A 26,553-nucleotide genomic window follows, 5' to 3' on the forward strand; every position below is an offset into this window, starting at 1 on the left:
AAGCCTAGTTAAAAAACTAGGCTTAAAAAAATACTGTAACAAAAACTTACCCTTTAATTGCGGCTAGTTTATTGTTATTTTTAATATTATTAATTTTTAAATCTTTAAGCACACTAATAGCTTCTTCTACGTAAACGTCTCTAGCTAAATCTTTATGCCATCTTTCTCTTTTTTCTTTTAAAATAGTGTCTTTTACAAATAAATCTTTTTCATACTTTAACGACTCAAAAGTTAAACCTGTTTTGTAATCATAAATACCTTTAAAGTGTTTAGATTTTTCTAAAAGCTTTTCCTTTTCTTTTTTATAATCGCTATAGCTTAAAGATACCACATTTTCATCTTGCTGCTCTTTTAACCATTTTGCATTTTCTTCAATTAATTTTAATTGAGAGTTTGCTGCCATACGCTTAGCACTATTTGCTATAGTTTGCTTGTAATCTATATAACCATCCCAAGTCTTATAATTTGCAGGACTAATTTTATCCCAAGCTAATGGATTTTGCTGATCTCTTTCACCTAAATCTATATAGCTATATTTGTCTGGAACTACTACATCACTCTTAACACCTTCTAACTGAGTAGATCCACCATTAATTCTGTAAAACTTTTGCGTAGTTACTTTTAAAGCTCCTAAATCTCCGTGTTCATTATTACGGACAATATCAGATAAAGACCATAAGTTTTGAACCGTTCCTTTACCAAAAGTTTGCTTACTACCAATTACAACACCTCTTTTATAGTCTTGCATTGCAGCTGCTAAAATTTCTGAAGCAGAAGCAGACAATTCATTTACCAATAACACTAAAGGACCGTCCCATTGTATACGCTCATCTTTATCTTCATGTACTACTTTTTCTTCTGTACTGCCTGAAGATTTTACCTGTACCACAGGACCATCTTTAATAAATAAACCAGCCATTTCTACAACGGTACGCAAAGACCCTCCTCCGTTATCTCTAAGGTCTAAAACTAAACCTTCCATACCGGCTTGCTTTAATCTTTCAATTTCCTTTGCTACATCAGAAGCAGCATTACGGTTACTATAATCTTTAAAATCTACATAAAACTTAGGTAGGTTAATTATTCCGTAGGTATGATCTTCTTTTTTTACTGTAGCAGACTTAGCATAAGATTCTTCCATCTCTACTAAATCTCTAGTAATTTTTACAACTTGTGTAGAACCGTCTACCTTTTTAACAGTTAAATAAACATTAGTTCCCTTAGGACCTTTCATTAATTTAATTGCGTCATTTAATTGCATTCCTGTAACGTCTACAGGTTCTTCATCTGGTTTTTGACCAACTTTTATAATTTCATCACCAACTTCAATAGTTTGATCTCTCCAAATAGGACCTCCAGAAATTACTTCTACAATTTTTATTTGGTCTTTCTTTTTCTGTAATCTAGCTCCAATTCCTTCAAATTTACCAGACATACTCACATCAAACTTATCTTTGTCTTCTGGTGCAAAGTAGTATGTATGTGGGTCAAACCCTTCTACTATTGTGTTAATGTATTGTCCAAACCAATCTTCACGGTCGTACTCATTATTCACAAAATCAAAAAAGTCATCTAACGTAGATTTTGTTAACTCTCTAGCAGCTTTTTCTGCTTCAGTTTTAGATAATGGCTTTTCTTTATCTGTAAGTTTATCATCAAAAGTGCTAATTGTAGCATACTTTAATTGTTTTCTCCACCTTTCTCTTAATTCCTTTTTTGACGAAACAAAAGTCTGATCTTCATAATTGATATCTATTTTCTCTGCAGTATCAAAATTAAAAGGCTTACTTAAAATATCTTTGTAAATGTCTGAAGCTTCATCCATACGCTTCATCAATCTTTTGTGTACCAAATCAAAAAAACTAATGTCAGTATTTTTTATTTGATCATCTATCTGAAACTTATACTTTTCAAATTCTTTTATATCACTTTCTAAAAAATATCTTTTTGTTGGATCTAAGACATCTATAAACTCTTCAAAAACTGACACTGAAAAATCGTCATTAATATCTTTAGGTTCATAATGCCCCTTTTCTAACATATATGCAATTATCTCTATCAGTAATTTATCTTTATCACCGTCATTAACAGTGTCTAAAGATTTATTTGTGAAACTGCAAGACGCCACTGCAAATAGCATCCCCAATAACATAACAATTAAATTCTTTTTCATCTATTATTATTTTAACTTTAGTAGAATTTGGACTCTTAAAATTACATTAAACAATGTAAATCTTAATTATTTTACCAAGATACTGAAAAAACTATGCCACATTATAAGTTAGCAGTAGTTTTTTAACCTTTTTATGATAATTATAAGATAGATTTTTAAAAAGCATTCTTGTAAACATTATAAAAACGTATTTTTACGGTATAAATTATATGTTAGATGCAAAAACCATTAATATTAGTTACCAATGATGACGGAATTACAGCTCCGGGATTAAGATCTTTGGTAAAATTTATGAAAGAGATAGGTGATGTTGTTGTTGTAGCACCAGATAGTCCGCAGTCTGGTATGGGACACGCAATTACTATTAACAACACTTTACATGCTAACTTAGTAACTGTAGATGATATTGATGGTGCAGAACAAGAGTATAGCTGTAGCGGAACACCGGCAGATTGCGTAAAAATGGGACTTCAGGAGCTTTTAGACCGAAAACCAGACTTATGTGTTAGTGGTATTAATCACGGGTCTAACTCCTCTATAAATGTAATTTACTCTGGTACAATGAGTGCTGCTATTGAAGCCGGAATTGAAGGCATACCTGCTATTGGTTTTTCTTTGTGTGACTTTTCATGGGATGCAGATTTTGAAGAAGCCAAACCTTTTGTACAAAAAATTGTAAAACAAGCACTTGCAAACGGTATCCCTAAAGGAGTTGTTTTAAATGTAAACATTCCTGTTATTGAAAATGAAAAAATAAAAGGGATTAAAATTTGTAGGCAGGCACGTGCCAACTGGAAAGAAAAATTTGATAAACGAACCAACCCAATGGGAAAAGATTATTATTGGTTAACTGGTAAATTTGAATTGCTTGATAAAGGCGAGGACACAGATGAATTTGCACTTGCTAATAATTATATTTCTGTAGTGCCAACTCAGTTTGACTTAACAGCGCACCACACCATACAACAACTAAACAATTGGAATTTAAATGAACACTAAAAAAGAAGTTATAATTGGATTTCTTGTAGGTATAATTGCTAATACTATTGGTACATTAGCATATATTTTACTTTTTTCTGATTTAAGTATTGTAGAAACATACAAAGCAGCTGTAGAAAGTGACCATATTGGCAGTCTACTAGCACTTGGAGCTATATTAAATTTAATTGCTTTTTTTCTTTTTTTAAAAATTAAAAGAGATTATAGAGCCAGAGGTGTATTAATAGCTACATTATTAACTGCTCTTGTTATTTTATATTACAAGGTTTTTTAAATAAGTTACATACTACATGAAATATTACATTATTGCCGGTGAAGCTTCTGGAGACTTACACGGCTCTAACCTTATAAAAGCTATTAAAGTTGCAGACACTAACGCAAATATTAGGTGTTGGGGTGGAGACCTTATGCAACAAGCTGGTGGAGATCTTGTAAAACATTACAAGAGTATGGCTTTTATGGGCTTTATTGAGGTTATAAGTAATATTAATAAAATATCTAAAAACTTAAAATTTTGTAAAGAAGATATTGATGCTTTTAAACCAGATGCTATTGTTTTTATAGACTATTCTGGATTTAATTTGCGTATTGCAAAATGGGCTAAAGAAAATAATTACCGTACCAACTATTATATATCTCCACAAATTTGGGCCTCAAGAGAAGGTAGAATTTCTAAAATTAAACGAGATGTAGATGCTATGCACGTTATTCTTCCGTTTGAAAAAGATTTTTACGAAAAAAAACACAATTATCCAGTACATTTTGTTGGCCATCCCTTGTTAGATGCCATTAACAAACAACCACTTCCTAATGAAGCAAATTTTAGAGCCAACAATAATTTAGATCCTAAAAAACAAATTATTGCTTTATTACCTGGTAGTAGAAAGCAAGAGGTTCAAAAAATGCTAAACGTAATGTTATCTGTAACAAAATCCTTTACAAACTACCAATTTGTTATAGCTGGTGCACCAAGTTTAGATTTAGACTTTTACAAGCCCTATTTAAAAAATCCTCAAGTAGGCTTTGTAGCCAACCAAACTTATAGTTTATTAGCGTTGTCTACTGCTGCTTTGGTTACAAGTGGTACAGCAACATTAGAAACTGCATTGTTTAAAGTACCACAAGCGGTTTGCTATAAAGCTCATTGGCTGTCTTACTACATTGCAAAAAAAATAATTACTCTTAAATACATTTCATTAGTGAACTTAATAATGGACAAAGAAGTAATTAAAGAATTAATACAAGACGATTTAAATACAAACAACCTTACTTTAGAACTGAATAAAATATTATCTAAAGACACCAGAACAAAAGTTTTTGAGGAATATTACCAACTTGAAAAAAAACTAGGAGGAGTAGGTGCTAGTAAAAAAGCGGCAGAATTAATTGTTTCCAATACAAAAGCTAAAACATAAAAACCAATAAAATTTACTAAATTTGGTAACCAAGTGTCCTAAATTTTTCTTGGAATGATCCGTAAAGTAACTTTTTTTCTAATAATTCTTTCTCTAGGCAGCTGTGTCTCTAAAAAGAAAACCACCTACAGCAAAGATCGCAAAGTAAGCGTAGCACCATCTAAAGTAATCATAAAAAAAGGAGCCTCTTCTAAAGCCAAAAGAAAAGCAGAAGAAATTGCTGTTGAGCGTAAAGCAGACAAAATTATAAATTCTGCCTTGGCTTTTTCTGGCACGCCGTATAAGTTTGGTGGAACCACAAAAAGAGGAATGGATTGCTCTGGACTACTCTATGTTGCTTTTTCTGAACATAACATCACTCTTCCTAGAGTGTCTTACAATATGGCTAATGAAGGCAAAGAAATACGAGTTAAAGATGTAGAAAAAGGAGATTTACTTTTTTTTAGAACCTCAAAAAAAAGAAAACGTATAAACCATGTTGGTTTGGTAGTTGCAACAGATAATAACGAAATTAAGTTTGTACACGCTAGCACCTCTAGAGGTGTAATTGTTTCATCTTTAAGAGAAGGCTATTGGAATTATGCTTTTGTAAAAGCTACTAGAGTACTGTAATTTATGAAACCGTTTCAGTTTATTTCAGTAAAACTTACACTATGTTTAATTACTGGAATACTGATACAAACTGCTTTTAATTTTTCTGCTTTTTATTGCTTATACGCACTTATTACATCACTACTAATTCTTGGTATACTATTAAAAACATCTAAAAAAAGAGCATTAGTTTTTGGCATTGTAGCTGCTTTTGCAAGCATATTGTTGGGGGTAACTACTGCAAATTTTGCCACACCAAAAAATAACACATTACACTACAGTAATAAAACTATCACCAATACACATTTATGGCATTTAAAAATACACGAGGTTTTAAAATCTAACACTTACAACCATAAGTATGTAGCAACCCTTGTTACTCTGGACAACCAAAATGCTACAGGAAAATTTTTATTAGAGACACCAATAAATAGTGCTAAAACAATTTTTAATGTTGATGATGAACTTGTTGTATACACAAAGCTTTCTCCTGTTAACTCCCCTTTAAACCCGCATCAATTTAACTATGCTTTATACTTAAAAGATTTAGGCATTTACCATAAAATAGAAGCTAAAGACAATTACAAACTACTTTTATTAAACAATAAAACCCTAATTGGTACAGCTGCAATTATTAGAAATAATATTATTAACAAACTTAATGGTGCGGGTTTTAACCCAGAAGAATTAAGCATTATAAAAGCATTATTGCTGGGGGAACGTAATACCGTACAAACAAAAACCTTAGATGCATACAAAAATGCTGGCGCTATACACATTTTAGCACTTTCTGGTTTACATATTGGAATACTTTTATTGGTCTTACAATTTTTACTTTCTCCTTTAGAGTATTTACCAAAAGGCAAAACAATTAAACTTATTATTATAGTCTTATTTCTTTGGAGTTTTGCTTTCATTGCAGGCTTATCTAGCTCATTAATAAGAGCAGTAACTATGTTTACATTTGTTGCCTACGCTATGTTTTTAAACAGGCCAACGAGTTCTTTTAACATTTTAGCATTATCGTTATTTTTTATACTCTTATGCAAGCCTAACTTATTGTTTTCCGTAGGCTTACAAATGAGCTATGCCGCTGTATTTTCTATTGTACTATTTAATCCTATTTTTAAAAAATTATGGGAACCTAAATATTACCTTACTAATAAAATATGGCAATTGTTAACTGTTAGTTTAGCTGCTCAACTTGGAGTTTTACCTATTAGCCTATATTATTTTCATCAGTTTCCTAGTTTGTTTTTTATTACCAACTTAGCTATTATTCCGTTTTTAGGAGTTATTTTAAGTGTAGGTATTGTGGTTGTAATTTTAGCGCTTTTTAATGCTTTACCAAATTTTTTAGTTACACTTTACAACGGTATCATTTTTAGCATGAACAGTGTTGTAAAATGGGTTGCTACACAGGAAGATTTTTTAATTAAAGCCATTTCATTTAACAAGATACAAATAATACTTAGCTACCTTATTCTGCTAATATTGCTTTTATATATGACTAAAAAAACCTTTAAAAGAACAGCTTGGTTACTGGCTAGTGTTCTAGTTTTTCAATCATGCATAATTTACTATAATTACAAAGCATTACAAAAAGAAGAATTACACATATTACACCAAAGTAAACATACGGTACTAACCCACCAAACAGGAAAAGAATTAAAAGTTTACACTAATAATAGCCACATAAATCCGCAATCCATTCAAAATATTGCAATTGCAGAACGCGTAAATTCAATATCTAACCAAAAACTAAAAAATAACTACAGTTATAAAAACAAGCTACTAATTATTGTAGATAGTTTAGCAGTTTACCCTAAAAATAAAAACAGCATTGTACTACTCACACAGTCTGCTAAGCTAAATTTAGATCGTTTAATTACAGACATACATCCAAAACAAATAATTGCCGACGGTAGCAATTACAAAACCACAGTTGCCCTTTGGAAAGCTACTTGCTTAAAAAGAAAAATTCCTTTTTACTATACAGGAGAAAATGGCTATTATACCTTTCATTAATTACAAACACTAACTTTTATACCTTTATTTTCCAGATTTTTTACCATATTAGGAGCTATTCCGCTATCCGTAATAATTTCATCAATTTGATCTAGATTACAAATTTTAGCAAAGCTTTTTTTACCAAACTTAGATGAATCTGCTAAAACAATTATTTTTTGCGCGGCACCCAACATTTTTTTATTAAGCTGAGCTTCTTCTAAGCTAGAGGTAGATAAACCATACTCTAAATCTATACCATCTACTCCCAAAAAAAACTTACTACATGAAATGTTATCTAATATTTGTACTGCATAATTACCAATAACAGAAGCAGAACTATGCCTAACATACCCTCCAAGTTGCAAAATTTGTATGTCTTTATTATGTATTAAATGCAAAACAACATGTAAAGATGAAGTAATTACGGTTAGTTTCTTTTTAGGTTCTATAAACTTAGCCAATGCTTGCACTGTAGTACCAGATGCAATCATTATAGAATCATTTTCGTCTATTAATGTAGATGCGGTTTGCGCTATTCCTTTTTTTTCTTCAACAGAAATTTTTTCTTTTTCGCCAACTGCTCTTTCATTTATATACGGATTTTCTAATGATGCTCCGCCGTGAGTTCTAAAAAGCAACCCCTTTTCTTCAAGCAGGCGTAAATCTTTCCTAATTGTTACCGCAGAAACATTAAGTTGCTCACATAAATCTACAACTTCCACATGTTTTTCTCTTGCAAGAATATCTAATATAATCTGATGTCTTTTCATAGAATGATCAAATATAGTTAAAAAATGAAAAAAAATTAACATAATTTAGTTTCGTTTACTTTCGTTTTGTTTTAAAAATTTATTAGTTTTGATCAAAATCAAAAGAAAGTGACAAAAAACATATTTAACAGAGAAGCATTAATAGCACAATTACAACAGGAAAAAAACTGGGATGTATTAATTATTGGCGGTGGTGCTTCTGGTTTAGGAGCTGCACTAGATAGTGCTACTAGAGGGTACAAAACAGTATTGTTTGAACAGATAGATTATGCAAAAGGAACTAGTAGCCGTAGTACAAAACTAGTACACGGTGGGGTACGTTATTTGGCTCAGGGCAATGTAGATTTGGTAAGAGAAGCTTTGCATGAAAGAGGATTATTAGCTAAAAATGCACCGCATTTGGTTAGCAATCTCTCATTTATAATTCCAAATTACAAATGGTGGGGAACTCCATTTTACACCATTGGCTTAAAAGTGTATGATATTTTATCTGGTAGACTAAGTTTTGGAAAATCGTTTTCACTTTCTAGAAAAAAAACTATTCAGAAATTAAAAACAATAAAGACAGACGGACTAAAAGGTGGTGTTTTATACCATGATGGTCAGTTTGACGATTCTAGACTTGCTGTTAATATAGCACAAACAGCTATTGAAAAAGGCGCAACACTTTTAAATTATTTTAAAGTTATAAAGCTTACAAAAGACACTAATGGCAATACCAATGGTGTGGTAGTTTTAGACACAGAAACAAATACAGAGTATACTGTTTTTGCTAAAACAATAATAAATGCTACAGGTGTTTTTACTGATGAAATATTAAAAATGGATGATGCTGCTTCCAAAAACCTTGTACGTCCAAGTCAAGGTATTCACTTAGTTGTAGACAGGTCATTTTTACCAGGTAATGAAGCCATAATGATACCAAAAACTACAGATGGTAGGGTATTATTTTTAGTGCCTTGGCACAACAGAGTAATTTTAGGAACAACAGACACCCTTATAGACAGCCATAGTTTAGAGCCTAAACCTTTAGAAGAAGAAATAGATTTTATACTAGCAAATGCCAACGAGTATTTAAACAAAAATGTTAGTCGTAAAGACGTATTAAGTATGTACTCTGGATTACGTCCTTTAGCTGCACCAAAAGATAAATCTGAAAAAACAAAAGAAATATCTAGAAGTCATAAAGTTTTAGTTTCTAACTCTAAATTAATTACAATTACTGGCGGTAAATGGACAACCTATAGAAGAATGGCACAAGACACCATAAACAAAGCTATAGAAGTAGGACAGCTTGCCAAAAAGGAATGTGTTACAGAAGATCTTCAATTGCATGGCGCGGTTGCCAACAATGATATAATTAATCATTTATCCTTTTATGGGTCTGATGAAGCCAGTATTTTAGAAATGGTACAACATGACCCAAGTTTAGGTGAAAAATTGCATCCTAATTTAGAGTTTGTAAAAGCCGAAGTAGTTTGGGCAGTTAAAAATGAAATGGCAAGAACCATTGAAGATATTTTAGCTAGGCGTGTACGAGTATTATTTTTAGACGCCAAAGCCGCAATAGAAATAGCACCATTAGTTGCAGATATTATAGCTAAGGAACTAAATAAAGATAATGCCTGGAAACAAAATCAAATTGAAAACTTTACAAAAGTTGCTGAAGTTTATGTTTTAAAACATTAAGATTTCACTTAAAACCAAACAACCTTACACACAAAACATGGAGAAATATATATTAGCATTAGACCAAGGCACAACAAGCTCTAGAGCAATTGTATTTAATAAAATGGGAAACATTATATCTGTTGCTCAAAAAGAGTTTACACAGTACTTTCCCAAACCAGGCTGGGTAGAACATGACCCTGACGAAATTTGGTCTACACAAGCTGGTGTTGCTACAGAAGCTATTACAAAAAAAGGACTAGATGTAAAAAATATTGCTGCAATTGGCATTACAAACCAAAGAGAAACTGTAGTTGTTTGGGATAAAAAAACAGGTAAACCTGTTTATAACGCTATTGTTTGGCAAGACAAAAGAACTGCTGCATATTGTGATGAATTAAAAAAAGCAGGACACACAGATCTTATTAAACAAAAAACAGGCCTTGTAATAGACTCTTACTTTTCTGGAACTAAAATAAAATGGATTTTAGATAACGTAGAAGGCGCTAGAGAACGTGCAGAGGCTGGTGATCTATTAATGGGCACTATAGACTCTTGGCTTATTTGGAACTTTACAAAAGGAAACAAACACGTTACAGATGTTAGTAATGCGTCTAGAACGTTACTATTTAACATTAATACTTTAGAATGGGATGATGAGCTATTAGAGCTACTTACCATTCCTAAAAGTATGTTACCAGAGGTAAAAGAATCTAGCGAGGTCTACGGTCATACACAATCTGTTTTTTATGATTCTAAAATTCCTATTTCTGGCATTGCAGGAGATCAGCAAGCTGCGTTATTTGGACAAATGTGTACCAAGCCCGGAATGGTAAAAAACACATACGGCACAGGTTGTTTTATGCTTATGAATATTGGTAAAAAACCAACATTATCTAAAAATAACTTACTCACCACTATAGGTTGGAAAATTAACGGAGAAACACATTATGCATTAGAAGGCAGTATTTTTATAGGAGGAGCTGTTGTACAATGGCTTAGAGATTCTTTAAAAATTATTAGAACATCTTCAGAGGCAGAAACGTTAGCTAACAGCATTACAAGCTCAGAAGGGGTTTACTTTGTTCCTTCTTTTGCTGGTTTGGGGGCTCCTCATTGGAACCAACAAGCACAAGGTACTATTTTTGGATTAACAAGAGGCAGCACAGATGCACATATTGCAAGAGCAGCTTTAGAGTCTATTGCATACCAAACAATGGATATTTTAAAAGCTATGGAGGCAGATTCTGGCATTTTAATTAAAGAGTTACGAGTAGATGGTGGAGCTACTGTAAATAATTTACTAATGCAGTTTCAGGCAAATGTTTTACAAACTACTACTATAAGACCTAAAGTGGTAGAGACCACTGCTATGGGAGCTGCTTTTTTAGCAGGCCTAGCTGTAGGCTACTGGGATAGTCCAAAAGAAATTGAAGAAATTTGGCAAACAGATAAACGTTTTGAACCAGTTATAGAAAATGAAGAAATTTTAGAAGGCATTAAAGGTTGGTACAAGGCCATTAAAGCACTTGAATATTGGACAACCTTAAACTAAAAAAATGACTCCTTTTATTGCAGAAATTATTGGTAGTGCCATTCTAATTTTACTTGGTGGTGGCGTAGTTGCAAATGTTGTATTAAATAAAACTAATGGTAATAACAGTGGCTGGATTGTGATTACCACTGGCTGGGCACTTGCTGTTTATGTAGGTGTGGTTATAGCTGGGCCTTATAGTGGTGCTCATCTAAACCCTGCTGTTAGTATTGGTTTGGCTATTGCAAACAAATTTGAATGGTATAAAGTACCTATGTATGTACTTGCGCAATTTATTGGTACTATGGTTGGCGCTACTTTTGTTTGGCTTACATACAAACATCATTTTAATGAAACAGAAGATAAAGATGCTAAAAAGGCTGTTTTTTGCACTGCTCCTGCCATTAAAAATACATTTAGCAACTTATTTAGTGAGGCCATAGGCACTTTTGTGCTGTTACTTACTATTTTCTATTTTACAGATGCTACACTAACAGAGCCTAATACTATAATTGGACTAGGCTCGGTTGGCGCTATACCCGTAGCATTTTTAGTCTGGGCAATTGGGCTCTCTTTAGGCGGCACTACAGGTTATGCTATTAACCCTGCTAGAGATTTGGGACCTAGAATTATACACGCTTTACTTCCTATTAAAAATAAAGCTAAAAGTGATTGGAGCTATGCTTGGATACCTGTGGTAGGGCCTATTTTAGGTGCTTCACTAGCAGCTTTTCTAATGCTTGCATTAAGCTAACTAAATAAGGTTATTTAAACTAAAAATCCCTTTTTACAGATTGTAAAAAGGGATTTTGTTTTTTTGTATTTATTAAAATTAATGAACTTTACCCATTAGCTTTTTAATTAAAGGAGAAAGCACTAAAACTATAACAGCTGCCCCTAGTGCATATTTAGATATTAACAAGAAACCGTCTGTGTATATACCCAAGGTATCTAACCCTCCTACGTTTTTATCATCACTTTCAACAGCCAATTGCTTACTAATAAAACCAACAATTTGAAATGCAAATGCTGAAGCTAAAAACCAAATTCCCATCATAAAAGCTACAATACGCTTTGGAGAAAGGTCTGTAATTTTAGATAAACCTACTGGAGACATAAACAACTCCCCTACAGAAATTAGAAAATACATAATTAACAAATAAGAAAAAGGAACCATCCCCTCTGCATTTGCACTACCACTACTTAAAGAAAGTATAAAGAAACTTATACCGGCAAAAGCAAGTCCTAAACCAAATTTATATGGTGTTCTAGGATCCATTTTCTTTTTTCTTAAATAAGCAAAAAGCATTGATATTGGAATTGATAATATAATTATGAACATTGAATTTAACGCATTAGTTTGTGATGCATCTATAAAGGTAAGATTCACATTTCTTTCTGCAAACAACGTTATTACACTACCAGAAAGCTCATGAAAACCCCAAAACAGTGTCATAAAAAACGTAATTAAAATAGCCACAACTAGCTTTTTACGCTCATCTACTGTAGCTTTTATTAAAACATTTATTAAAAAAACCGCAATACCAATAGCAATTAAATAAAATATAATATTAACAATGTTATCATCTTCTAAAAAAGTACCCTTTTCTCCTAAAGACTTATAAGAAGACAGTAAATAAGCAATAACAGGAGCAGATAAAACAGCCAAAATAGGAATCATTATACCTTGTTTAACACCTAAAATTGTCTTTTCCAAAACTCCTTTAACAGGTGGCAAACCTCTATCACCAAAAACATTCTTTTTAATTCCACTATAAAAGAATATAAGCCCCAATAGCATACCAATACCTGCCAGTCCAAATCCATAATGCCAACCAAAAGTTTTACCTAAATAACCGCAAATTAAAGGTGCAACAAAACCTCCGATATTAATCCCCATATAAAAAATTACAAAACCAGAATCTTTTCTACTATCACCATCCTTGTATAACGAGCCAACAAATGTTGATATATTTGGTTTAAAAAAACCATTACCAACAACAATTAATGCAAGTGCTAAAAAGAAAGTAATATCATGTTCTATAGCTAAAACAAAATGTCCTATAGACATTAAAATACCTCCTAAAAAAATAGACTTTCGCATTCCCAATATCTTATCAGAGATTCTACCTCCAATTACCGTAGAAGCATAAACCAAAGAGCCGTAAGATGCGTATACTGCTGCTGCTGCAAAATCTCTAGATGCTAAAGCTGCAAAAACAACATCTACCATATATAGTGTTAGCAAAGCACGCATTCCATAGAAACTAAAACGCTCCCATAACTCCGCAAAAAATAAATAAAACAATCCTTTTGGATGTCCAAAAAGCTCTTGTTCTTCAACTGATTTAACAGTGTTTTCCATAATTATAAAAAATTAATTTATTAGTGGGGTTGCAATAACTAAAACCATTAGCAAAACTACACCCCATTGATACAGTATATAAATCTACACTATTACGATTTTATCAAAAATGAGATAAAAATTTCAAGTTTGCTAATAATGTTAATAAATAGTAAAATTTTTATCTTAAATATTGCAATTATAAAGGCAAAACTCACAGATATATCAGTCAAAAAAAGTTGCCACATAATGTTTATCTTTGGCACTTGTAAAAAACCAACTATGATTACCCCTATACAAGGATTTTCTAAACTAAGTAAAGACGAAAAAATAAACTGGATTGCTAGCAATTACACACACAATACCCAACAAACAAAAGAGGTGTTAAAAGTGTATTGGAATTCTGATGCTAAACTGCAAAAACTGCATGACGAGTTTATAGAAAATACGATAACAAATTATTACCTGCCTTTAGGTATTGCTCCAAACTTTTTAATTAATAACAAGCTTTATGCTGTACCAATGGCTATAGAAGAAAGCTCTGTGGTTGCTGCCGCTAGTAAGGCTGCTAAATTTTGGTTAACACGTGGCGGATTTAAAACCACTATTTTAGGAACTGAAAAAGTAGGACAGGTGCATTTTATTTTTAAGGGTGATGAAAAAAAGTTAGAATCATTTTTTACGGCTATTAAACCTGTACTTTTTAATGATTCTGATAGTATTACCACCAGTATGAAAAAACGTGGTGGAGGAATTACAAATATAGAGCTACGTAATAAAACTGAAGATTTAGAACACTACTACCAGTTACACTGCACTTTTGAAACACTAGATGCAATGGGTGCCAACTTTATAAACTCTTGCTTAGAGCAATTTGCAAAAACACTAAAAAGAGAAGCATTGGCTTATACTGATTTTTCTGATAAAGAAAAAAATATAGAAGTTGTAATGAGTATTTTATCTAACTATGTACCTAATTGTGTTGTTAGAGCAGAAGTTAGCTGTACAGTTGAAGAGCTTAGCGAAGGAAATACTGAAGATGCACAACATTTAGCTGAAAAAATAGTACAGGCCGTTAACATTGCCAAAATAGAACCTTACAGAGCTGTTACACATAATAAAGGAATTATGAACGGAATAGACGCTGTGATTTTAGCTACTGGAAATGATTTTAGAGCTATAGAAGCTGGTGTACACGCATACGCTAGTAGAAACGGAAAATACAGTAGCCTAACTAATGCTAGCGTAGATAATGGTGTGTTTAAGTTTTGGTTAGATGTACCTTTAGCTTTAGGTACTGTAGGCGGCTTAACAAACTTACATCCACTAGTAAAAACTGCTTTAGAAATTTTACAAAAACCTTCTGCAACAGAATTAATGCAAATTGTAGCTGCCACCGGATTGGCTCAAAACTTTGCTGCTGTACGCTCTTTGGTAACAACTGGTATACAAGAAGGACATATGAAAATGCACTTACTAAACATTTTAAATCAACTTGGCGCCACAGATAGTGAAAAAAAGACACTAACAGCACACTTTAAAACCAATACTGTTACGCATAGCGCTGTAGTTACTGCATACAACAATTTAAAAAATGACTAAAGAATTTTACAGCAACGGAAAATTACTACTCACAGGAGAGTATGTTGTTTTAGATGGCGCACTTAGCTTAGCAGTACCAACAATTTATGGTCAAAATTTAAGAGTAACACAAACTAATAGCAATAGCATTACTTGGAGCAGTATAGACGTAGCTAATAACACTTGGTTTAACGCAACTTTTAACAGCGATACTTTTACTGTTTTAAATGATAAACTAAACGATGAAGCTTGGATTAATACAGCAAAAACTTTACAACAAATTTTAAAAGAAGCACAATTACTAAATCCTAACTTTTTAAAAAACACGAAAGGGTTAGCTGTAGAAACAAAATTAGATTTCAACAGAGATTGGGGACTTGGGTCTTCATCTACTCTAATAAACAACATTGCAAAATGGGCAAATGTAGATGCTTTTAAGTTATTAGAAAATACAATGGGTGGCAGTGGGTATGATATTGCTTGCGCACAAAACAATACACCAATTTTTTATCAGAAAATAAACAAAATACCCACCACTACTACCATAAATTTTAATCCTCTTTTTGTTGACAATTTATACTTTATTCATTTAAACAAAAAGCAGAACAGTAGAGAAGCTATTGCTGCATATAAAAAATGTTCATTTAATAAAGATGAACTAGTTAAAAACATTACTGAAATAAGCAAAAACATAGCTAATACAAGTTCTTTATCTTCTTTTGAAGCATTTATTACTAAACACGAAGAACTACTATCTATAGCCTTAAAAACAAAAACAGTTAAAGACTTACTATTTAAAGACTTTACTGGCGCTATAAAAAGCTTAGGTGCTTGGGGTGGAGATTTTATATTGGCCACAGGTAATAAAACTACTCCCAACTACTTTAAGCAAAAAGGGTACAATACTATTTTTAGATATACCGATCTAATAAAATAAAAAAGCCTCCAAATTGGAGGCTTTTTTAAAATATGATTATTAAACAATTTCTACTAGTAGAACATTGCTCTGTTATCTTCAATTTCAGCAGATTTCTTTAATGCATTTAATACAGCAGAATTTGCTCTTTGCATAGCTGTTGTTTGCACCATATTTGCATAAGTACTGTAATTATCTAATTTAGGAGCTTCCTCTTTTTTAGTTACAGTTAACATAAATACTCCTGTTTCTCCTTCTAGTAAACCAGAAGTGTCTCCTTGGTTAAGTCCAAAAGCACTACCTACAACAAATGGTTCTCTACCTGCACCAGGTATTGTTGGTGATTTCATAGTTAATGCAGATGCAGTAGAAGCAGATACATTATTATCTTTAGCTATAGCATCTATACTTTTACCTTTATTAGCGGCAATAATTTGTGCTGCTTTTTTCTCTTTTCTTAATTTAGGTAACACCATAAATGAAGCATCTTCTACAGACATTAAGCCTTCTTTATACTTACCTGTTAATTGTACTACAGCGTAACCGTTGTTTACAGGAAAACGTTTAATATCTCCTACTTCAGAATCATCATTAAAAGCCCATTGTACAATTGCTCTTTGTGCAGCTAAGCCAGGAAGGTTTTCATCCATAGCCTTAATTTTATTTACTGGTCTTGCAACGTATTTTTTCTCTTTAGATAATTCTAAAAATGTTTTGTCAGAATCTTTTGCGTCACTTTCAAACTGAGTAGCTTCAGTAAACAAAGAGTTTATTGTAGCTTCAGACGCCTCTATAGCTCTTGCTAAAGTAGCAACACGAACTAAATCTTGCTTATCATCAATTTTAACAATGTGGAAACCAAATTCTGTTTCTACCATACCTATAGTACCTACATTGTTACTAAACATAAATTCATCAAACTTAGGAGTCATTCTACCTTGTTGGCTATATCCTAAATCTCCACCTCTTGATGCAGAAGGACCATCTGAATTATCACGAGCTAAAACAGAAAATTCTACATCTCCTTTTTTAGCATCTTTTAATAACTCTTCTGCTCTTTTTTTAGCCTCTTCTTTTGTTCTTTTTACTTCAGGGTTTGCTCTTTCTGCACCTTCCCAAGCAACAAGTATATGACTAGCCTTAACGTTACCATCTTTTTTCTTATCCATCATTTTAGTAACTTTAAAATAGTTACCATCACGATAAGGACCATAGATATCACCAATATTTAATGCCATTAAAGTGTCTGCAAATTTTGGAGATAATACGTTTTTAGTTTTGTAGATAGTATCATACTTTAAATCTGAATTACGATCTAAAAACTCTTCAATATTTTTTGTATTTCTAAAACCTAAAATAGTATCGTTATACTCTACTTTATCATTTAGTAAAGAAACTACTTTAGCTTCAACAGCTTTTTCATCTTCTAAAGATGGCTTCTCTTCAAAGTATACAAACTGAAAATCTCTTGCTTTTTCTTGCTTAAAATCTTCTTCGTGATCTTTTATATAAGCTGCAATTTCATCTTTACTTACCGCTACAGAACTATCTGCAATAGAAGTATAAGGTACTCTTACATACTTAATATCAATTTTATCATTAGCTAATTTATAATCTAACTCACCTTCTTTTAATGTAGCGCCTAAACCAGCTTTAACCAAGTTAAAGTAAGTTTGCTCTTTAGCTGCTTGCATAATAGCTTGCTCTTGCTGAAGCCATAGTGCATATTGTGCAGGGTTTTCTGTTTTTAAAGTAGAAATAAACTCTTTAAAAATATACTCATCAAAAACACCGTTCTCATTTTGGTACTGTGGGTTTTGAGAAAATCCTGGGTTAGATGCTATAAAGTTAATAATTTGGTCTTGCTCTATAGAAATCCCTAAATCATCAAACTCATCACTTAAAATAGCGTTTTTCACTTCTTGATCCCATACACTGTTTACAACCTGCATAGAAGTTGCGCCAGCTCCAAAACGATTAGAAGCAGCCTCAACCTCTCTTCTAAATTTGTCTATAGAAATATCTTTTCCGTTAATTTCTGCAACGGTAGTACCTGTTTTTACACCAGACATACCATCTGCACTAAAAATACCAGAGATTACAAATGCAAATAAGGCTAAACCTATAATTAGGATTAATACAGTTGTTCTCTTTCTTATGTTCTCTAAAATCGCCATTTTATAAAATGTTTAAAATCAGTGGGCAAAAATACCATTTCTTTTTGGGTTTTAAAATTTAATTTTTATCAAATTTTTAACACTAAAAACCTACTCTTTTTCAAGTATATGCAGGGTTACCAAATCTATCTTAGTATTTGACACTTCTATTATTTTAAAATTGAAGTTTTCAATTTTAATTTCCGAATCTTTTTCGGGTATTTCTCCTGTTTCGTTTACTATTAAACCTCCTAGAGTTTCATACTCATCACTCTCTGGAAGTTCTAACTTATAATTTTCATTTATATAATCTACATCTAGCCTTGCAGAAAACTTATATGTATCTTCAGACAACTGCTCTTCTACCAAATCTGTAGAGTCATGCTCATCTTCTATTTCTCCAAATAATTCTTCTACTATATCCTCTACCGTCATTATACCTGCTGTACCACCATATTCATCTAACACTACAGCAACACTTTTTCTCTTTTTTGTAAGCGAATCTAAAATATCGCTAACCAACATAGTTTCGGGCACAAATTCTATAGGCAGTAAAATACTTTTTATGGTTTTAGGTTTTTTAAAAAGCTCAAAAGAATGCACGTAACCTATTATATTATCTATAGTTTCTTTATAAACCATTATTTTAGAAAAACCTGTTTCTGTAAATAATTTGGTTAAATTTTTAGGAGTATCATGAAGCTCTACTGCTACTATTTCTGTACGTGGCACCATAACTTCTCTTGCTTTTACAGCTGCAAATTCTAATGCATTCTGAAAAATTTGAATCTCAGAATCTACCTCGTCTTCAGTATTAACAGTCTCTAGCTGCTCTGTAATGTAATCTCCTAGCTCTACTTTACTAAACGCAAGCTGACTATGATCACCATCTGTTTTAAAAAAAGTTTTTAAGATAAAATCTGACACACTAATTACAAAATTGGATATCCAAGAGAATAATCCGTAGAAAAAATATGCAGGTATTGCCAATACTTTTAAAAATGAATTGGCATAAATTTGAAAAAATACTTTTGGCAAAAACTCTGCCGTAATTAAGATCACTAATGTAGAAATTACAGTTTGTGATAGGAGTCCAAAATCTGTAAGCAACAAATCTAAAAAGCTACTACTTGTAGGTAACATGTTTACAAACCAACTCATAAGTAAGTCTCCCATATACATACCATATACCACCAAGGCAATATTGTTGCCTATAAGCATTGTAGCTATAAACTTAGATGGTTTTGCTGTTAATTTAGATAAAACAGTAGGCAAAAAACCTTCTTGTTTTTTTTCTATTTCTAAATGTATTCTATTAGCAGATATAAAAGCAATCTCCATTCCTGAAAAAAATGCAGAAAGTAATAATGATACAACAATAATAATGATTGATGTTACCAAGGTTACGAGTTGTTATCTTGTTTTCTTTTTTCAAACTTTTTACGGTAGTGTCTTCTAAAAAAGAACATACCAACAGAAATAACTGCAAAAAAAGCAAATAAAAAATAGTCCTCATTAGCTCTCCAAAGTGTATACATTTTATAAGTTGCCAGTATAGCTACTACCAAATACAAAACCTCTGTATACCTTAAAATTTTCATCATATTTCCTCGTCTTTTATTGTTTTTAAGCCTGTTGTTTTATGTGCATTAACTTGTTTTAAATCTTTATCAGAATCAAAACCCTCACCATACATTACAGATTCATCTTCTGGGTTTATAAATTCAAATTTTTCTTGTGTAAAAATCCATTTATTAACCTGATCATAAAACAGCTGTGGTGTTTTAAACTGTTTACCATCATGTGTGTGTATAACAACATTACCTCGTAAACTTATTAATTTTGTAGAAGAATAACTAATACCATAATCTGCTGTTATAATACTTTTTTGGTTTTTATCATCAAAAAACTCTACCTGCAGCCCCTTAGGAAATACCTCTTTAGGAAATGTTAAGTTATTAAAATCTTCTCTAACAGGTGCTGTTAACACTGCTAAAACTTTAGAGGTTACCTCTTCTTTATTTTTAACAGGGTCTTTGGTTTCTGTGTACGTAAAAACTAAATCATTAGCAACACCTTGCGGATACACCAATTTAGTTGCCTCTACTCCTACACGTTTGTAGCTATCTTTACACGAAAAAAGCATTGCCATAAAACAAATTATGGCAATGCTTTTTAAAAATTTATATGTTTTTCTTGTGATCATCTTATAGGTTAGGCACCTTTACACTACCACCAACCCAACATTTAAAGCTAACTGTTTTGCCTTGCATGTTGTTAGAAAAAATATCTGTTTTAGTAGGCGCTCTTTGCAAGTATCTACTAGCAGCAGATTTTGCAGTAGAACCTAATGATGGGTCTACTCTACCTGCTTTTCTTGCTAATTCTGCAGCTTTCCAGTTTACAGCTAATTTTTCAAATTTAGTAGAACCACAATCGTTAGCACTACTAGACACTAAGCTCGCCATTAATAAGTAAGCTTTTCCGTTAGATGGGTTTGCTTGTAATGACTTGTTAGCATATTTGTAAGATGTAGACTTGCTAATTCTGCTATACCTAGCTGCAATTTTGTATAGAATATCTGCCTTTTTGTAAGGATCTGTCTCTAACTCACTAGCTTGTGTAAAATCACTTAATGCACCTTTACTATCACCTGCTTTTAGTTTTAAAGAAGCTGAGTATAAGTAAGCACTTGCAGATGGCTCCATTGCCAATTGCTTTTCAAATAATTTTTTAAACATTGGAGAATCTAAACAATCTTTAGAATACATTCTTCCTACTGCTCTTTTTACCCATTTAAGGTCATTTTGCTTGGCCTCAAAGTTTTTCTCATATAATGGTATTAAGTTTTCACAATTAGCTAAATCTCCTAATTTAGAGTCTATACTAGCAGATACTTTACCATAGTTACCAGAGTTTGCACTGTAAACTCTTAAGTTATTAGCTTCTTTTTTAGTAATTGTACCCGCATCTTCCTTAGCTAACAATGTACTAATTTTAGCAGTTAAAGCTTTGTTATCTTCTTCAATTTTTTCTGTTACATCATCATATACATCAAAAACAGTTTGTAACTCCTCTTTACCAGCTTTATGCAGGTCTACAAGGCTAGAAAAATATAAGTATAATGCTTTTACACTTTTAAAGTGAGCTCTATCTTCTGTAAAAGCTGTTTTTAACGCAGCATAATCTTCTTCATCAGTAGACATTTTGTTATCATACTTTAACAATTGCTTGTCTATGATTACTTCTGCCTTAGATGTTTTTGTAGGATAATATTTAATGTAATTATCATACAAGCCTAATAACATATTTATAAACTCAGTTTTTTCTGCTCCTGAAGTATTTTTTATTTTATGCTTTAAAATACGCTCTCCGTACTGAAAATTTGCTTGATGATAATCTGGGCATACATCATAAACTTTTTTCCAAGGTCCGTATGCAGCATCATAATTTTTAACTTTTGCATCCTGTGCATATAATTGAAAGTTATTTGAGCATTCCGACTTATCAACTGTAGCAGCAGCTGTTTCCTGAGCATAGCTTACACCCATAACGCTTATAAAAGCAATCGCTATAAAGTAAAGTTTCTTTTTCATCTTAATTGGTTTTTATTATTAATGGTTATAAACTTTTTTAATTTATTGTTCTTTTTCTAAACCACTTAGAATTTAGAGATATTCCTAGGTTAACTTTAAAATAGTTTTCCTGAATAAGGTCTGCATTTGTTGTTCCTCTTTTTCCTATTTCAAAACCTATGTTAATATTAGAAAAAGGATCGTTAACTGCATTCAATGGTAGTCCTAACCCAAAAGTTATGCCAAAGTCTTTAATATCTTCATTATTAACAACCATACCGGTGTTCTCAAATCTTGCACCTGCTCTGTATGTTATTCTTTTATAGTAACTTGTAAAAGAAGTATAATCTGGTATATAAAAACCACCAAAAGCAATTTTAGAAGCATTTTTGTACGTTAAATTACCTACTGTAAAAAATGGGGCTCTGTAATCTTCTAAGTTTTGCGCACTATATTCTGTACCAATAAACCATTTTCTATCTTGACCAAATCCTAAACCAACTGTAGTTGTTGTTGGTATTGTAACACCTCTGTTAGCTAAACCTGCATTATCTAAGTCTACTTCTATAGTTTCTATTTCTTGTCCTGTACTAGATGAAAAAGAACCAATAGTTTTTGTGTTCTCTGAAGATAGGTTATTCTGTGTTTCTACACCAAAATAAGTATTCATTCTTATTTTATCTGTAAGCATTGGAGTGTAATTAGCAGATATTTTAAAGTTTGCTCCGTTTACTCTAGAGTTTCTAAAGTCAAAAGTACCATATTGTACATCTTCCACGTCTTGCACTCTTCTACTGTCTACAACACCAAAATAATAATTAGCAGTAACACCAACCGTAAAATCTTCTATTACTTTAACTCCTGCTGAGAAAAAAACCGAATTTACACCGCCATCTCCAGAAAAAACGTTTGTAATTTCTCCGTTGTCTGCGCTTGTAAAGCTTTCCTCTATTTCGTAACCAGAAGAAGTAAATGGCTTTATACCAAAACCTACACCCAACCTGTCATCAATAATTGGAAAACCAATTGCTAAATAATCTAAATTAGTTACAGATGAGTTATCTGATAAATTTTGCCCTTTAAAGTTTATATCTTTTCTAGATAAAGAAGCAGTGTATGTAGTTTGTCTTAACCTAGCATAAGCCGCTGGGTTATTTAGGTTTATATGTATACTATCTGCATACATACTAATACCACCCATCATTTGATTTTCTACTGAACCTATAGATCTTAAATCTCCAATTCCAAAATAAGAGTATGGAGAAACTGTGCCGTTTTGAGCGTAAATAGTACCTGCCATACAGCATACTATTGCAATAATTATTTTTCTTATCATTTAGTCTTTGTTGTATTCCAGCAAATAATTAAGTCCGTCAAGGAGAAAATTGGAATGCGCAAATATGGTATTTTTTAATCGTTTTGACAAAAAATGAGCGTCGCCGCCTGTTAAAATAACTGTTAAATCTGCAAATCTAACCTTATATTCTTTAATTACACCATCAATTTCTAAACAAATTCCATTAATTACACCACTTTTCATGCAAGATGTTGTAGAATTCCCAATTAACTCAATTTCACCATTTTTATCTAATAATGGCAATTTAGCCGTTTGATTATGCATAGCTTTAAATCTCATTGCTACACCAGGTGATATAGCTCCCCCTAAATAAGCGCCGTTTTTATCTATAAAATCATACGTAACACAAGTACCTGCATCTATAACCAAAGTATTCTCACTTGCATTATTATAAAACGCTGCTGTAGCAAGTGCAATACGGTCTACTCCTAATGTCTTTGGGGTACTATATAAGTTTTTAAAAGGTATTTTGGTTAGCGCACTTAAAGTGTGCACATTACAGTACACGGCAAGCTTAGTAACCTCTTCTTCACCTAAAAAACCAACAGATGAAACAATAGCATCTTTAATATCTGGATAGGCCAAAAAAGTTTCTTTTACTAAATCTAAAAAATTTTTAAGCACTACGGCATCAGAAAAAACAAGTTGTTTTCCTTTGTAAACCGCTAGTTTTACTGAGGTATTCCCTGCATCAACAATTAAATTCATTTTACAAATATTATAAATATTAAAAAAAGTTTAATCTTTTTTTCAATTTTTGTTTGGATATACGAAAATAGAAATTATATTTGCACCCGCTTAACGGCATGGTGCCTTAGCTCAGTTGGTAGAGCAATGGACTGAAAATCCATGTGTCCCTGGTTCGATTCCTGGAGGCACCACTTTAAAAACCCGATCAGAAATGTTCGGGTTTTTTCTTTTCTTTACCCTATGCAACAGCACTTTATCTATTTTCTTTACAGTAAATCTATTGATAGATTCTATATTGGAGAAACTTCTAATCTTAAAAATAGGTTAATTCTACACCAAAAACAGCATTACAAAGGCAGCTTCACTAAAAGTGCTAAAGATTGGGAAATTGTATTCTCAAAAAAATGCGACTCTAAACAAGATGCTCTTTTTCTTGAAAAATTTATTAAAAGAATGAAAAGCAAAAAGTTTATTTTAAAAGTGATTAAAAATCCTGAAATTTTAGACGATATATTAAACAATAAATAGCCCCTGGTTCTCCCGAAGCGTCGGGACTGGAGGCACCACTTTAAAAACCCGATCAGAAATGTTCGGGTTTTTTCTTTTCTTTACCCTATGCAACAGCTCTTTATCTATTTTCTTTACAGTAAATCTATTGATAGATTCTATATTGGAGAAACTTCTAAGCTTAAAAATAGGTTAAAAAATACACTGCCCCTTTATTTTTTTCTTAAACCAAGCATTATTTTATTTTTTAATGGTTTTATAACAATAGACAAAAACTTATCTTTACCTAAAATACGTTTACTTGTGATAAAAAAACCTACATTATACATTGTTCTTTTTTTACTGATATCATTTTTAGGATCTGCACAACCAACAATAAAAAAACTACTTAAAAAAAATAACACAGAGAGTGTCACATACATTTCTGTAGACTCACTTTTAACTAAAAAAAATGTAGTTTTATTAGATACAAGAGAAGAAATTGAATTTAATATTAGTCATATTAAAAATGCAATTTGTGTTGGCTATGATTTTTTTGACATCAACAAAGTAACATCTGAAATACAAAATAAAGACACCGAGATTATAGTATATTGCTCTATTGGCATACGCTCTGAAGATATTGGAGAAAAACTAATTGCAGCTGGCTATACCAATGTAAAAAACCTATACGGAGGTATTTTTATGTGGAAAAACAACAATAATCCCATTTACAACAATAACAACTCGATAACAAATAAATTACATACACACAGTAAGTATTGGTCTAAATTAGTGACCAATGCCGAGAAAATTTATTAATTATATTTTGAACAAATTGAATAAAAACTTACTGTTAATTTTTACAAGAAACCCAGAACTAGGAAAATGCAAAACACGTTTAGCAGCTAAAACCGGAGACAAAATTGCTTTAGATATTTACAAATTTTTATTGAACCACACTATTGCTATTACTCAAAATTTAAATGCAGACAAACAAGTACACTACTCTGTAGCCATTAGAGATAATGACATTTGGAGCAATAATATTTATCATAAAAAATTACAAAATGGTAACGATCTTGGTAGCCGTATGATGAATGCTTTTAAGCAAGGTTTTGCAGATGGTTACAAAAATATTATTATTATTGGAAGCGATTTATTTGATATAACCACAACAGATATAGAAAATGCTTTTGACCATTTACTTAAAAATGATTTTGTTATAGGCCCAGCAACTGATGGCGGTTATTATTTATTAGGAATGAAAAAACTTAATAGTTCGGTTTTTAAAAATAAAGATTGGGGAACCAATACTGTGCTTAAAGACACACTAAATAACTTAAAAGACGAAAAAATAAAGTTACTTGAAGCAAAAAACGATGTTGATTATTATGAAGATATAAAAGACATTGATGCTTTTAAACCTTTTTTAAAAAACATAAAAAATGATTAAACAAGAAATTGAAGATTCTGTAGCGTATTTACAAAATAAAGGCTTTAACGCTCCCGAAATTGGAATAGTTTTAGGTACTGGATTAGGAAATTTAGCAAATGAAATAGAAAATCCTATTGAGGCACATTACAATCATATTCCTTTTTTTCCTTTAGCAACTGTAGAATTTCACTCAGGAAAATTAATTTATGGCACACTAGAAGGTAAAACAGTTGTTGTTATGCAAGGGCGTTTTCATATGTATGAGGGTTATGACCTGCAAGATGTTACCTATCCAATACGCGTAATGCACAAGCTTGGTATAAAAAAATTATTTATTTCTAATGCTGCCGGAGCTATTAACCTAAACTTTAAAAAAGGAGACATAATGTTATTAGAAGATCACATAAATCTTTTAGGGGGTTCTCCGCTAGCTTTTAAAGGTGTTTCTCAATTTGGTGAGCGTTTTGTTGATATGGGAAACCCGTATGACACTGAAATGAGCAACGCTATAAAAAACATTGCTAAAAAAGAGAATATAACTATGCACTCTGGTGTTTACGCAGCTGTACTAGGACCTCAACTAGAAACTAAAGCAGAATACAGAATGCTAAAAATTATTGGTGCAGATGCCGTAGGTATGAGTACAGTACCAGAAGTAATTGTGGCAAACCACTTAAAATTACCTATAGTAGCCGTTTCTGTCTTAACAGATGAGTGCGACCCAGATAATTTAGAGACTGCAGACATTAAAGAAATCATTAAAATAGCAAGTGAAACTGAGCCTAAAATGATTAAGCTTTTTAGAGAATTACTTAAAACGTTGTAAGTTTTAAAACCTAAAAAAGACAAA

General features: G+C 31.9%; 24 protein-coding genes and 1 tRNA gene. 15 read left to right on the forward strand and 10 right to left on the reverse strand.

The genetic code is table 11. The annotated features are described in order from the left end of the window. Positions 1-46 precede the first annotated feature (46 nt). Positions 47-2,173 carry a carboxy terminal-processing peptidase gene (locus CELLY_RS03945; RefSeq protein ID WP_013620363.1) on the reverse strand — a complete coding sequence of 709 codons (2,127 nt, stop codon included), beginning with the start codon at positions 2,171-2,173 and terminating at the stop codon, positions 47-49. Between the two features lie 216 nt (positions 2,174-2,389). Between CELLY_RS03945 and surE the strand changes: the two genes are divergently transcribed. The 5 genes from surE to CELLY_RS03970 are packed head-to-tail and all read left to right on the forward strand — an operon-like array spanning position 2,390 to position 7,206. After that, positions 2,390-3,172 carry a 5'/3'-nucleotidase SurE gene (surE, locus tag CELLY_RS03950; protein ID WP_013620364.1) on the forward strand — a complete coding sequence of 261 codons (783 nt, stop codon included), beginning with the start codon at positions 2,390-2,392 and terminating at the stop codon, positions 3,170-3,172. Beyond that, on the forward strand, positions 3,162-3,446 hold the full coding sequence (locus CELLY_RS03955) for a hypothetical protein (RefSeq protein ID WP_013620365.1): 285 nt from the start codon (positions 3,162-3,164) through the stop codon (positions 3,444-3,446). The genes surE and CELLY_RS03955 overlap by 11 nt, the downstream gene beginning before the upstream one ends. A 16-nt stretch (positions 3,447-3,462) precedes the next feature. Then, positions 3,463-4,587 carry a lipid-A-disaccharide synthase gene (lpxB, locus tag CELLY_RS03960; protein ID WP_013620366.1) on the forward strand — a complete coding sequence of 375 codons (1,125 nt, stop codon included), beginning with the start codon at positions 3,463-3,465 and terminating at the stop codon, positions 4,585-4,587. A 54-nt stretch (positions 4,588-4,641) separates the two neighbouring features. After that, a complete protein-coding gene (locus CELLY_RS03965) occupies positions 4,642-5,199 on the forward strand; it encodes a C40 family peptidase (RefSeq protein ID WP_013620367.1) in 558 nt (185 codons plus the stop codon). 3 nt (positions 5,200-5,202) lie between these two features. Continuing rightward, complete coding sequence (locus CELLY_RS03970) at positions 5,203-7,206, forward strand: ComEC/Rec2 family competence protein (protein ID WP_013620368.1); 2,004 nt, start codon at positions 5,203-5,205, stop codon at positions 7,204-7,206. On the opposite strand, the gene CELLY_RS03975 is transcribed toward CELLY_RS03970, so the two are convergent. Further along, the gene (locus CELLY_RS03975; protein ID WP_034646232.1) at positions 7,203-7,958 is read right to left on the reverse strand and encodes a DeoR/GlpR family DNA-binding transcription regulator; all 756 of its coding nucleotides are present in this window, start codon (positions 7,956-7,958) and stop codon (positions 7,203-7,205) included. The genes CELLY_RS03970 and CELLY_RS03975 overlap by 4 nt on opposite strands. A 108-nt stretch (positions 7,959-8,066) precedes the next feature. Here CELLY_RS03975 and CELLY_RS03980 point away from each other — a divergent pair, with 108 nt between their 5' ends. The 3 genes from CELLY_RS03980 to CELLY_RS03990 are packed head-to-tail and all read left to right on the forward strand — an operon-like array spanning position 8,067 to position 11,914. Continuing rightward, positions 8,067-9,647 carry a glycerol-3-phosphate dehydrogenase/oxidase gene (locus CELLY_RS03980; protein WP_013620370.1) on the forward strand — a complete coding sequence of 527 codons (1,581 nt, stop codon included), beginning with the start codon at positions 8,067-8,069 and terminating at the stop codon, positions 9,645-9,647. Positions 9,648-9,684: 37 nt separating this feature from the next. Next, positions 9,685-11,181 (forward strand): glycerol kinase GlpK, encoded by a 1,497-nt coding sequence (gene glpK, locus CELLY_RS03985; RefSeq protein WP_013620371.1) that lies wholly within the window; start codon positions 9,685-9,687, stop codon positions 11,179-11,181. A gap of 4 nt (positions 11,182-11,185) precedes the next feature. Continuing rightward, positions 11,186-11,914, forward strand: coding sequence for an MIP/aquaporin family protein (locus tag CELLY_RS03990; protein ID WP_013620372.1), 729 nt, complete (start codon positions 11,186-11,188; stop codon positions 11,912-11,914). Positions 11,915-11,992: 78 nt separating this feature from the next. Here CELLY_RS03990 and CELLY_RS03995 read toward each other — a convergent pair whose 3' ends face one another. Further along, positions 11,993-13,525 (reverse strand): peptide MFS transporter, encoded by a 1,533-nt coding sequence (locus CELLY_RS03995; RefSeq protein ID WP_013620373.1) that lies wholly within the window; start codon positions 13,523-13,525, stop codon positions 11,993-11,995. A 261-nt stretch (positions 13,526-13,786) separates the two neighbouring features. Here CELLY_RS03995 and CELLY_RS04000 point away from each other — a divergent pair, with 261 nt between their 5' ends. Then, positions 13,787-15,106, forward strand: coding sequence for a hydroxymethylglutaryl-CoA reductase, degradative (locus CELLY_RS04000; RefSeq protein ID WP_013620374.1), 1,320 nt, complete (start codon positions 13,787-13,789; stop codon positions 15,104-15,106). Beyond that, entirely contained in the window at positions 15,099-16,022 is a 924-nt protein-coding gene (locus CELLY_RS04005; protein ID WP_013620375.1) for a GYDIA family GHMP kinase, read from the forward strand. Before CELLY_RS04000 ends, CELLY_RS04005 begins: the two co-directional genes overlap by 8 nt. 53 nt (positions 16,023-16,075) lie before the next feature. Here CELLY_RS04005 and CELLY_RS04010 read toward each other — a convergent pair whose 3' ends face one another. The 7 genes from CELLY_RS04010 to CELLY_RS04040 form a co-directional block, all read right to left on the reverse strand. Further along, positions 16,076-18,178 carry a peptidylprolyl isomerase gene (locus CELLY_RS04010; RefSeq protein ID WP_013620376.1) on the reverse strand — a complete coding sequence of 701 codons (2,103 nt, stop codon included), beginning with the start codon at positions 18,176-18,178 and terminating at the stop codon, positions 16,076-16,078. A 90-nt stretch (positions 18,179-18,268) separates the two neighbouring features. Further along, the gene (locus CELLY_RS04015; protein WP_013620377.1) at positions 18,269-19,558 is read right to left on the reverse strand and encodes a hemolysin family protein; all 1,290 of its coding nucleotides are present in this window, start codon (positions 19,556-19,558) and stop codon (positions 18,269-18,271) included. 2 nt (positions 19,559-19,560) lie between these two features. Next, a complete protein-coding gene (locus tag CELLY_RS04020; RefSeq protein ID WP_013620378.1) occupies positions 19,561-19,761 on the reverse strand; it encodes a hypothetical protein in 201 nt (66 codons plus the stop codon). Further along, a complete protein-coding gene (gene lptC, locus CELLY_RS04025; protein WP_034646145.1) occupies positions 19,758-20,363 on the reverse strand; it encodes an LPS export ABC transporter periplasmic protein LptC in 606 nt (201 codons plus the stop codon). The genes CELLY_RS04020 and lptC overlap by 4 nt, the downstream gene beginning before the upstream one ends. Before the next feature lies 1 nt (position 20,364). After that, positions 20,365-21,753 (reverse strand): hypothetical protein, encoded by a 1,389-nt coding sequence (locus CELLY_RS04030; protein ID WP_013620380.1) that lies wholly within the window; start codon positions 21,751-21,753, stop codon positions 20,365-20,367. 37 nt (positions 21,754-21,790) lie between these two features. Then, positions 21,791-23,068 (reverse strand): BamG family beta-barrel-assembly machinery protein, encoded by a 1,278-nt coding sequence (bamG, locus tag CELLY_RS04035; RefSeq protein WP_013620381.1) that lies wholly within the window; start codon positions 23,066-23,068, stop codon positions 21,791-21,793. Further along, on the reverse strand, positions 23,069-23,797 hold the full coding sequence (locus CELLY_RS04040) for a type III pantothenate kinase (protein WP_013620382.1): 729 nt from the start codon (positions 23,795-23,797) through the stop codon (positions 23,069-23,071). Positions 23,798-23,897: 100 nt separating this feature from the next. Between CELLY_RS04040 and CELLY_RS04045 the strand changes: the two genes are divergently transcribed. The 5 genes from CELLY_RS04045 to CELLY_RS04065 all read left to right on the forward strand — a co-directional run bounded on the left by CELLY_RS04045 (position 23,898) and on the right by CELLY_RS04065 (position 26,529). Then, a tRNA-Phe gene (locus CELLY_RS04045) sits at positions 23,898-23,970 on the forward strand. Positions 23,971-24,019: 49 nt separating this feature from the next. Further along, positions 24,020-24,307, forward strand: a complete 288-nt coding sequence (locus tag CELLY_RS04050) for a GIY-YIG nuclease family protein (RefSeq protein ID WP_013620383.1) — start codon at positions 24,020-24,022, stop codon at positions 24,305-24,307. A gap of 282 nt (positions 24,308-24,589) precedes the next feature. After that, entirely contained in the window at positions 24,590-25,087 is a 498-nt protein-coding gene (locus CELLY_RS04055) for a rhodanese-like domain-containing protein (protein WP_244847048.1), read from the forward strand. Continuing rightward, the gene (locus CELLY_RS04060; protein WP_013620385.1) at positions 25,068-25,721 is read left to right on the forward strand and encodes a TIGR04282 family arsenosugar biosynthesis glycosyltransferase; all 654 of its coding nucleotides are present in this window, start codon (positions 25,068-25,070) and stop codon (positions 25,719-25,721) included. Before CELLY_RS04055 ends, CELLY_RS04060 begins: the two co-directional genes overlap by 20 nt. After that, positions 25,714-26,529, forward strand: coding sequence for a purine-nucleoside phosphorylase (locus CELLY_RS04065; RefSeq protein WP_013620386.1), 816 nt, complete (start codon positions 25,714-25,716; stop codon positions 26,527-26,529). The genes CELLY_RS04060 and CELLY_RS04065 overlap by 8 nt, the downstream gene beginning before the upstream one ends. Positions 26,530-26,553: the final 24 nt, after the last annotated feature.

Origin of the sequence: Cellulophaga lytica DSM 7489, from assembly GCF_000190595.1 — a bacterium.
GTDB lineage: Bacteria > Bacteroidota > Bacteroidia > Flavobacteriales > Flavobacteriaceae > Cellulophaga > Cellulophaga lytica.

What these genes read in the sequence shown, in the direction of transcription:
- CELLY_RS03995 (WP_013620373.1), bottom strand. Translation starts at nt 13,525, where the DNA reads ATGGAAAACACTGTTAAATCAGTTGAAGAACAAGAGCTTTTTGGACAT.
- CELLY_RS04005 (WP_013620375.1), top strand. Translation starts at nt 15,099, where the DNA reads ATGACTAAAGAATTTTACAGCAACGGAAAATTACTACTCACAGGAGAG.
- CELLY_RS04020 (WP_013620378.1), bottom strand. Translation starts at nt 19,761, where the DNA reads ATGATGAAAATTTTAAGGTATACAGAGGTTTTGTATTTGGTAGTAGCT.
- CELLY_RS03965 (WP_013620367.1), top strand. Translation starts at nt 4,642, where the DNA reads ATGATCCGTAAAGTAACTTTTTTTCTAATAATTCTTTCTCTAGGCAGC.
- CELLY_RS04065 (WP_013620386.1), top strand. Translation starts at nt 25,714, where the DNA reads ATGATTAAACAAGAAATTGAAGATTCTGTAGCGTATTTACAAAATAAA.
- CELLY_RS03945 (WP_013620363.1), bottom strand. Translation starts at nt 2,173, where the DNA reads ATGAAAAAGAATTTAATTGTTATGTTATTGGGGATGCTATTTGCAGTG.
- bamG (WP_013620381.1), bottom strand. Translation starts at nt 23,068, where the DNA reads ATGATAAGAAAAATAATTATTGCAATAGTATGCTGTATGGCAGGTACT.
- glpK (WP_013620371.1), top strand. Translation starts at nt 9,685, where the DNA reads ATGGAGAAATATATATTAGCATTAGACCAAGGCACAACAAGCTCTAGA.
- CELLY_RS04040 (WP_013620382.1), bottom strand. Translation starts at nt 23,797, where the DNA reads ATGAATTTAATTGTTGATGCAGGGAATACCTCAGTAAAACTAGCGGTT.
- CELLY_RS04030 (WP_013620380.1), bottom strand. Translation starts at nt 21,753, where the DNA reads ATGAAAAAGAAACTTTACTTTATAGCGATTGCTTTTATAAGCGTTATG.
- CELLY_RS04010 (WP_013620376.1), bottom strand. Translation starts at nt 18,178, where the DNA reads ATGGCGATTTTAGAGAACATAAGAAAGAGAACAACTGTATTAATCCTA.
- CELLY_RS04000 (WP_013620374.1), top strand. Translation starts at nt 13,787, where the DNA reads ATGATTACCCCTATACAAGGATTTTCTAAACTAAGTAAAGACGAAAAA.
- CELLY_RS04050 (WP_013620383.1), top strand. Translation starts at nt 24,020, where the DNA reads ATGCAACAGCACTTTATCTATTTTCTTTACAGTAAATCTATTGATAGA.
- CELLY_RS04060 (WP_013620385.1), top strand. Translation starts at nt 25,068, where the DNA reads ATGCCGAGAAAATTTATTAATTATATTTTGAACAAATTGAATAAAAAC.
- CELLY_RS03970 (WP_013620368.1), top strand. Translation starts at nt 5,203, where the DNA reads ATGAAACCGTTTCAGTTTATTTCAGTAAAACTTACACTATGTTTAATT.
- CELLY_RS03975 (WP_034646232.1), bottom strand. Translation starts at nt 7,958, where the DNA reads ATGAAAAGACATCAGATTATATTAGATATTCTTGCAAGAGAAAAACAT.
- surE (WP_013620364.1), top strand. Translation starts at nt 2,390, where the DNA reads ATGCAAAAACCATTAATATTAGTTACCAATGATGACGGAATTACAGCT.
- lptC (WP_034646145.1), bottom strand. Translation starts at nt 20,363, where the DNA reads ATGATCACAAGAAAAACATATAAATTTTTAAAAAGCATTGCCATAATT.
- lpxB (WP_013620366.1), top strand. Translation starts at nt 3,463, where the DNA reads ATGAAATATTACATTATTGCCGGTGAAGCTTCTGGAGACTTACACGGC.
- CELLY_RS03990 (WP_013620372.1), top strand. Translation starts at nt 11,186, where the DNA reads ATGACTCCTTTTATTGCAGAAATTATTGGTAGTGCCATTCTAATTTTA.
- CELLY_RS03955 (WP_013620365.1), top strand. Translation starts at nt 3,162, where the DNA reads ATGAACACTAAAAAAGAAGTTATAATTGGATTTCTTGTAGGTATAATT.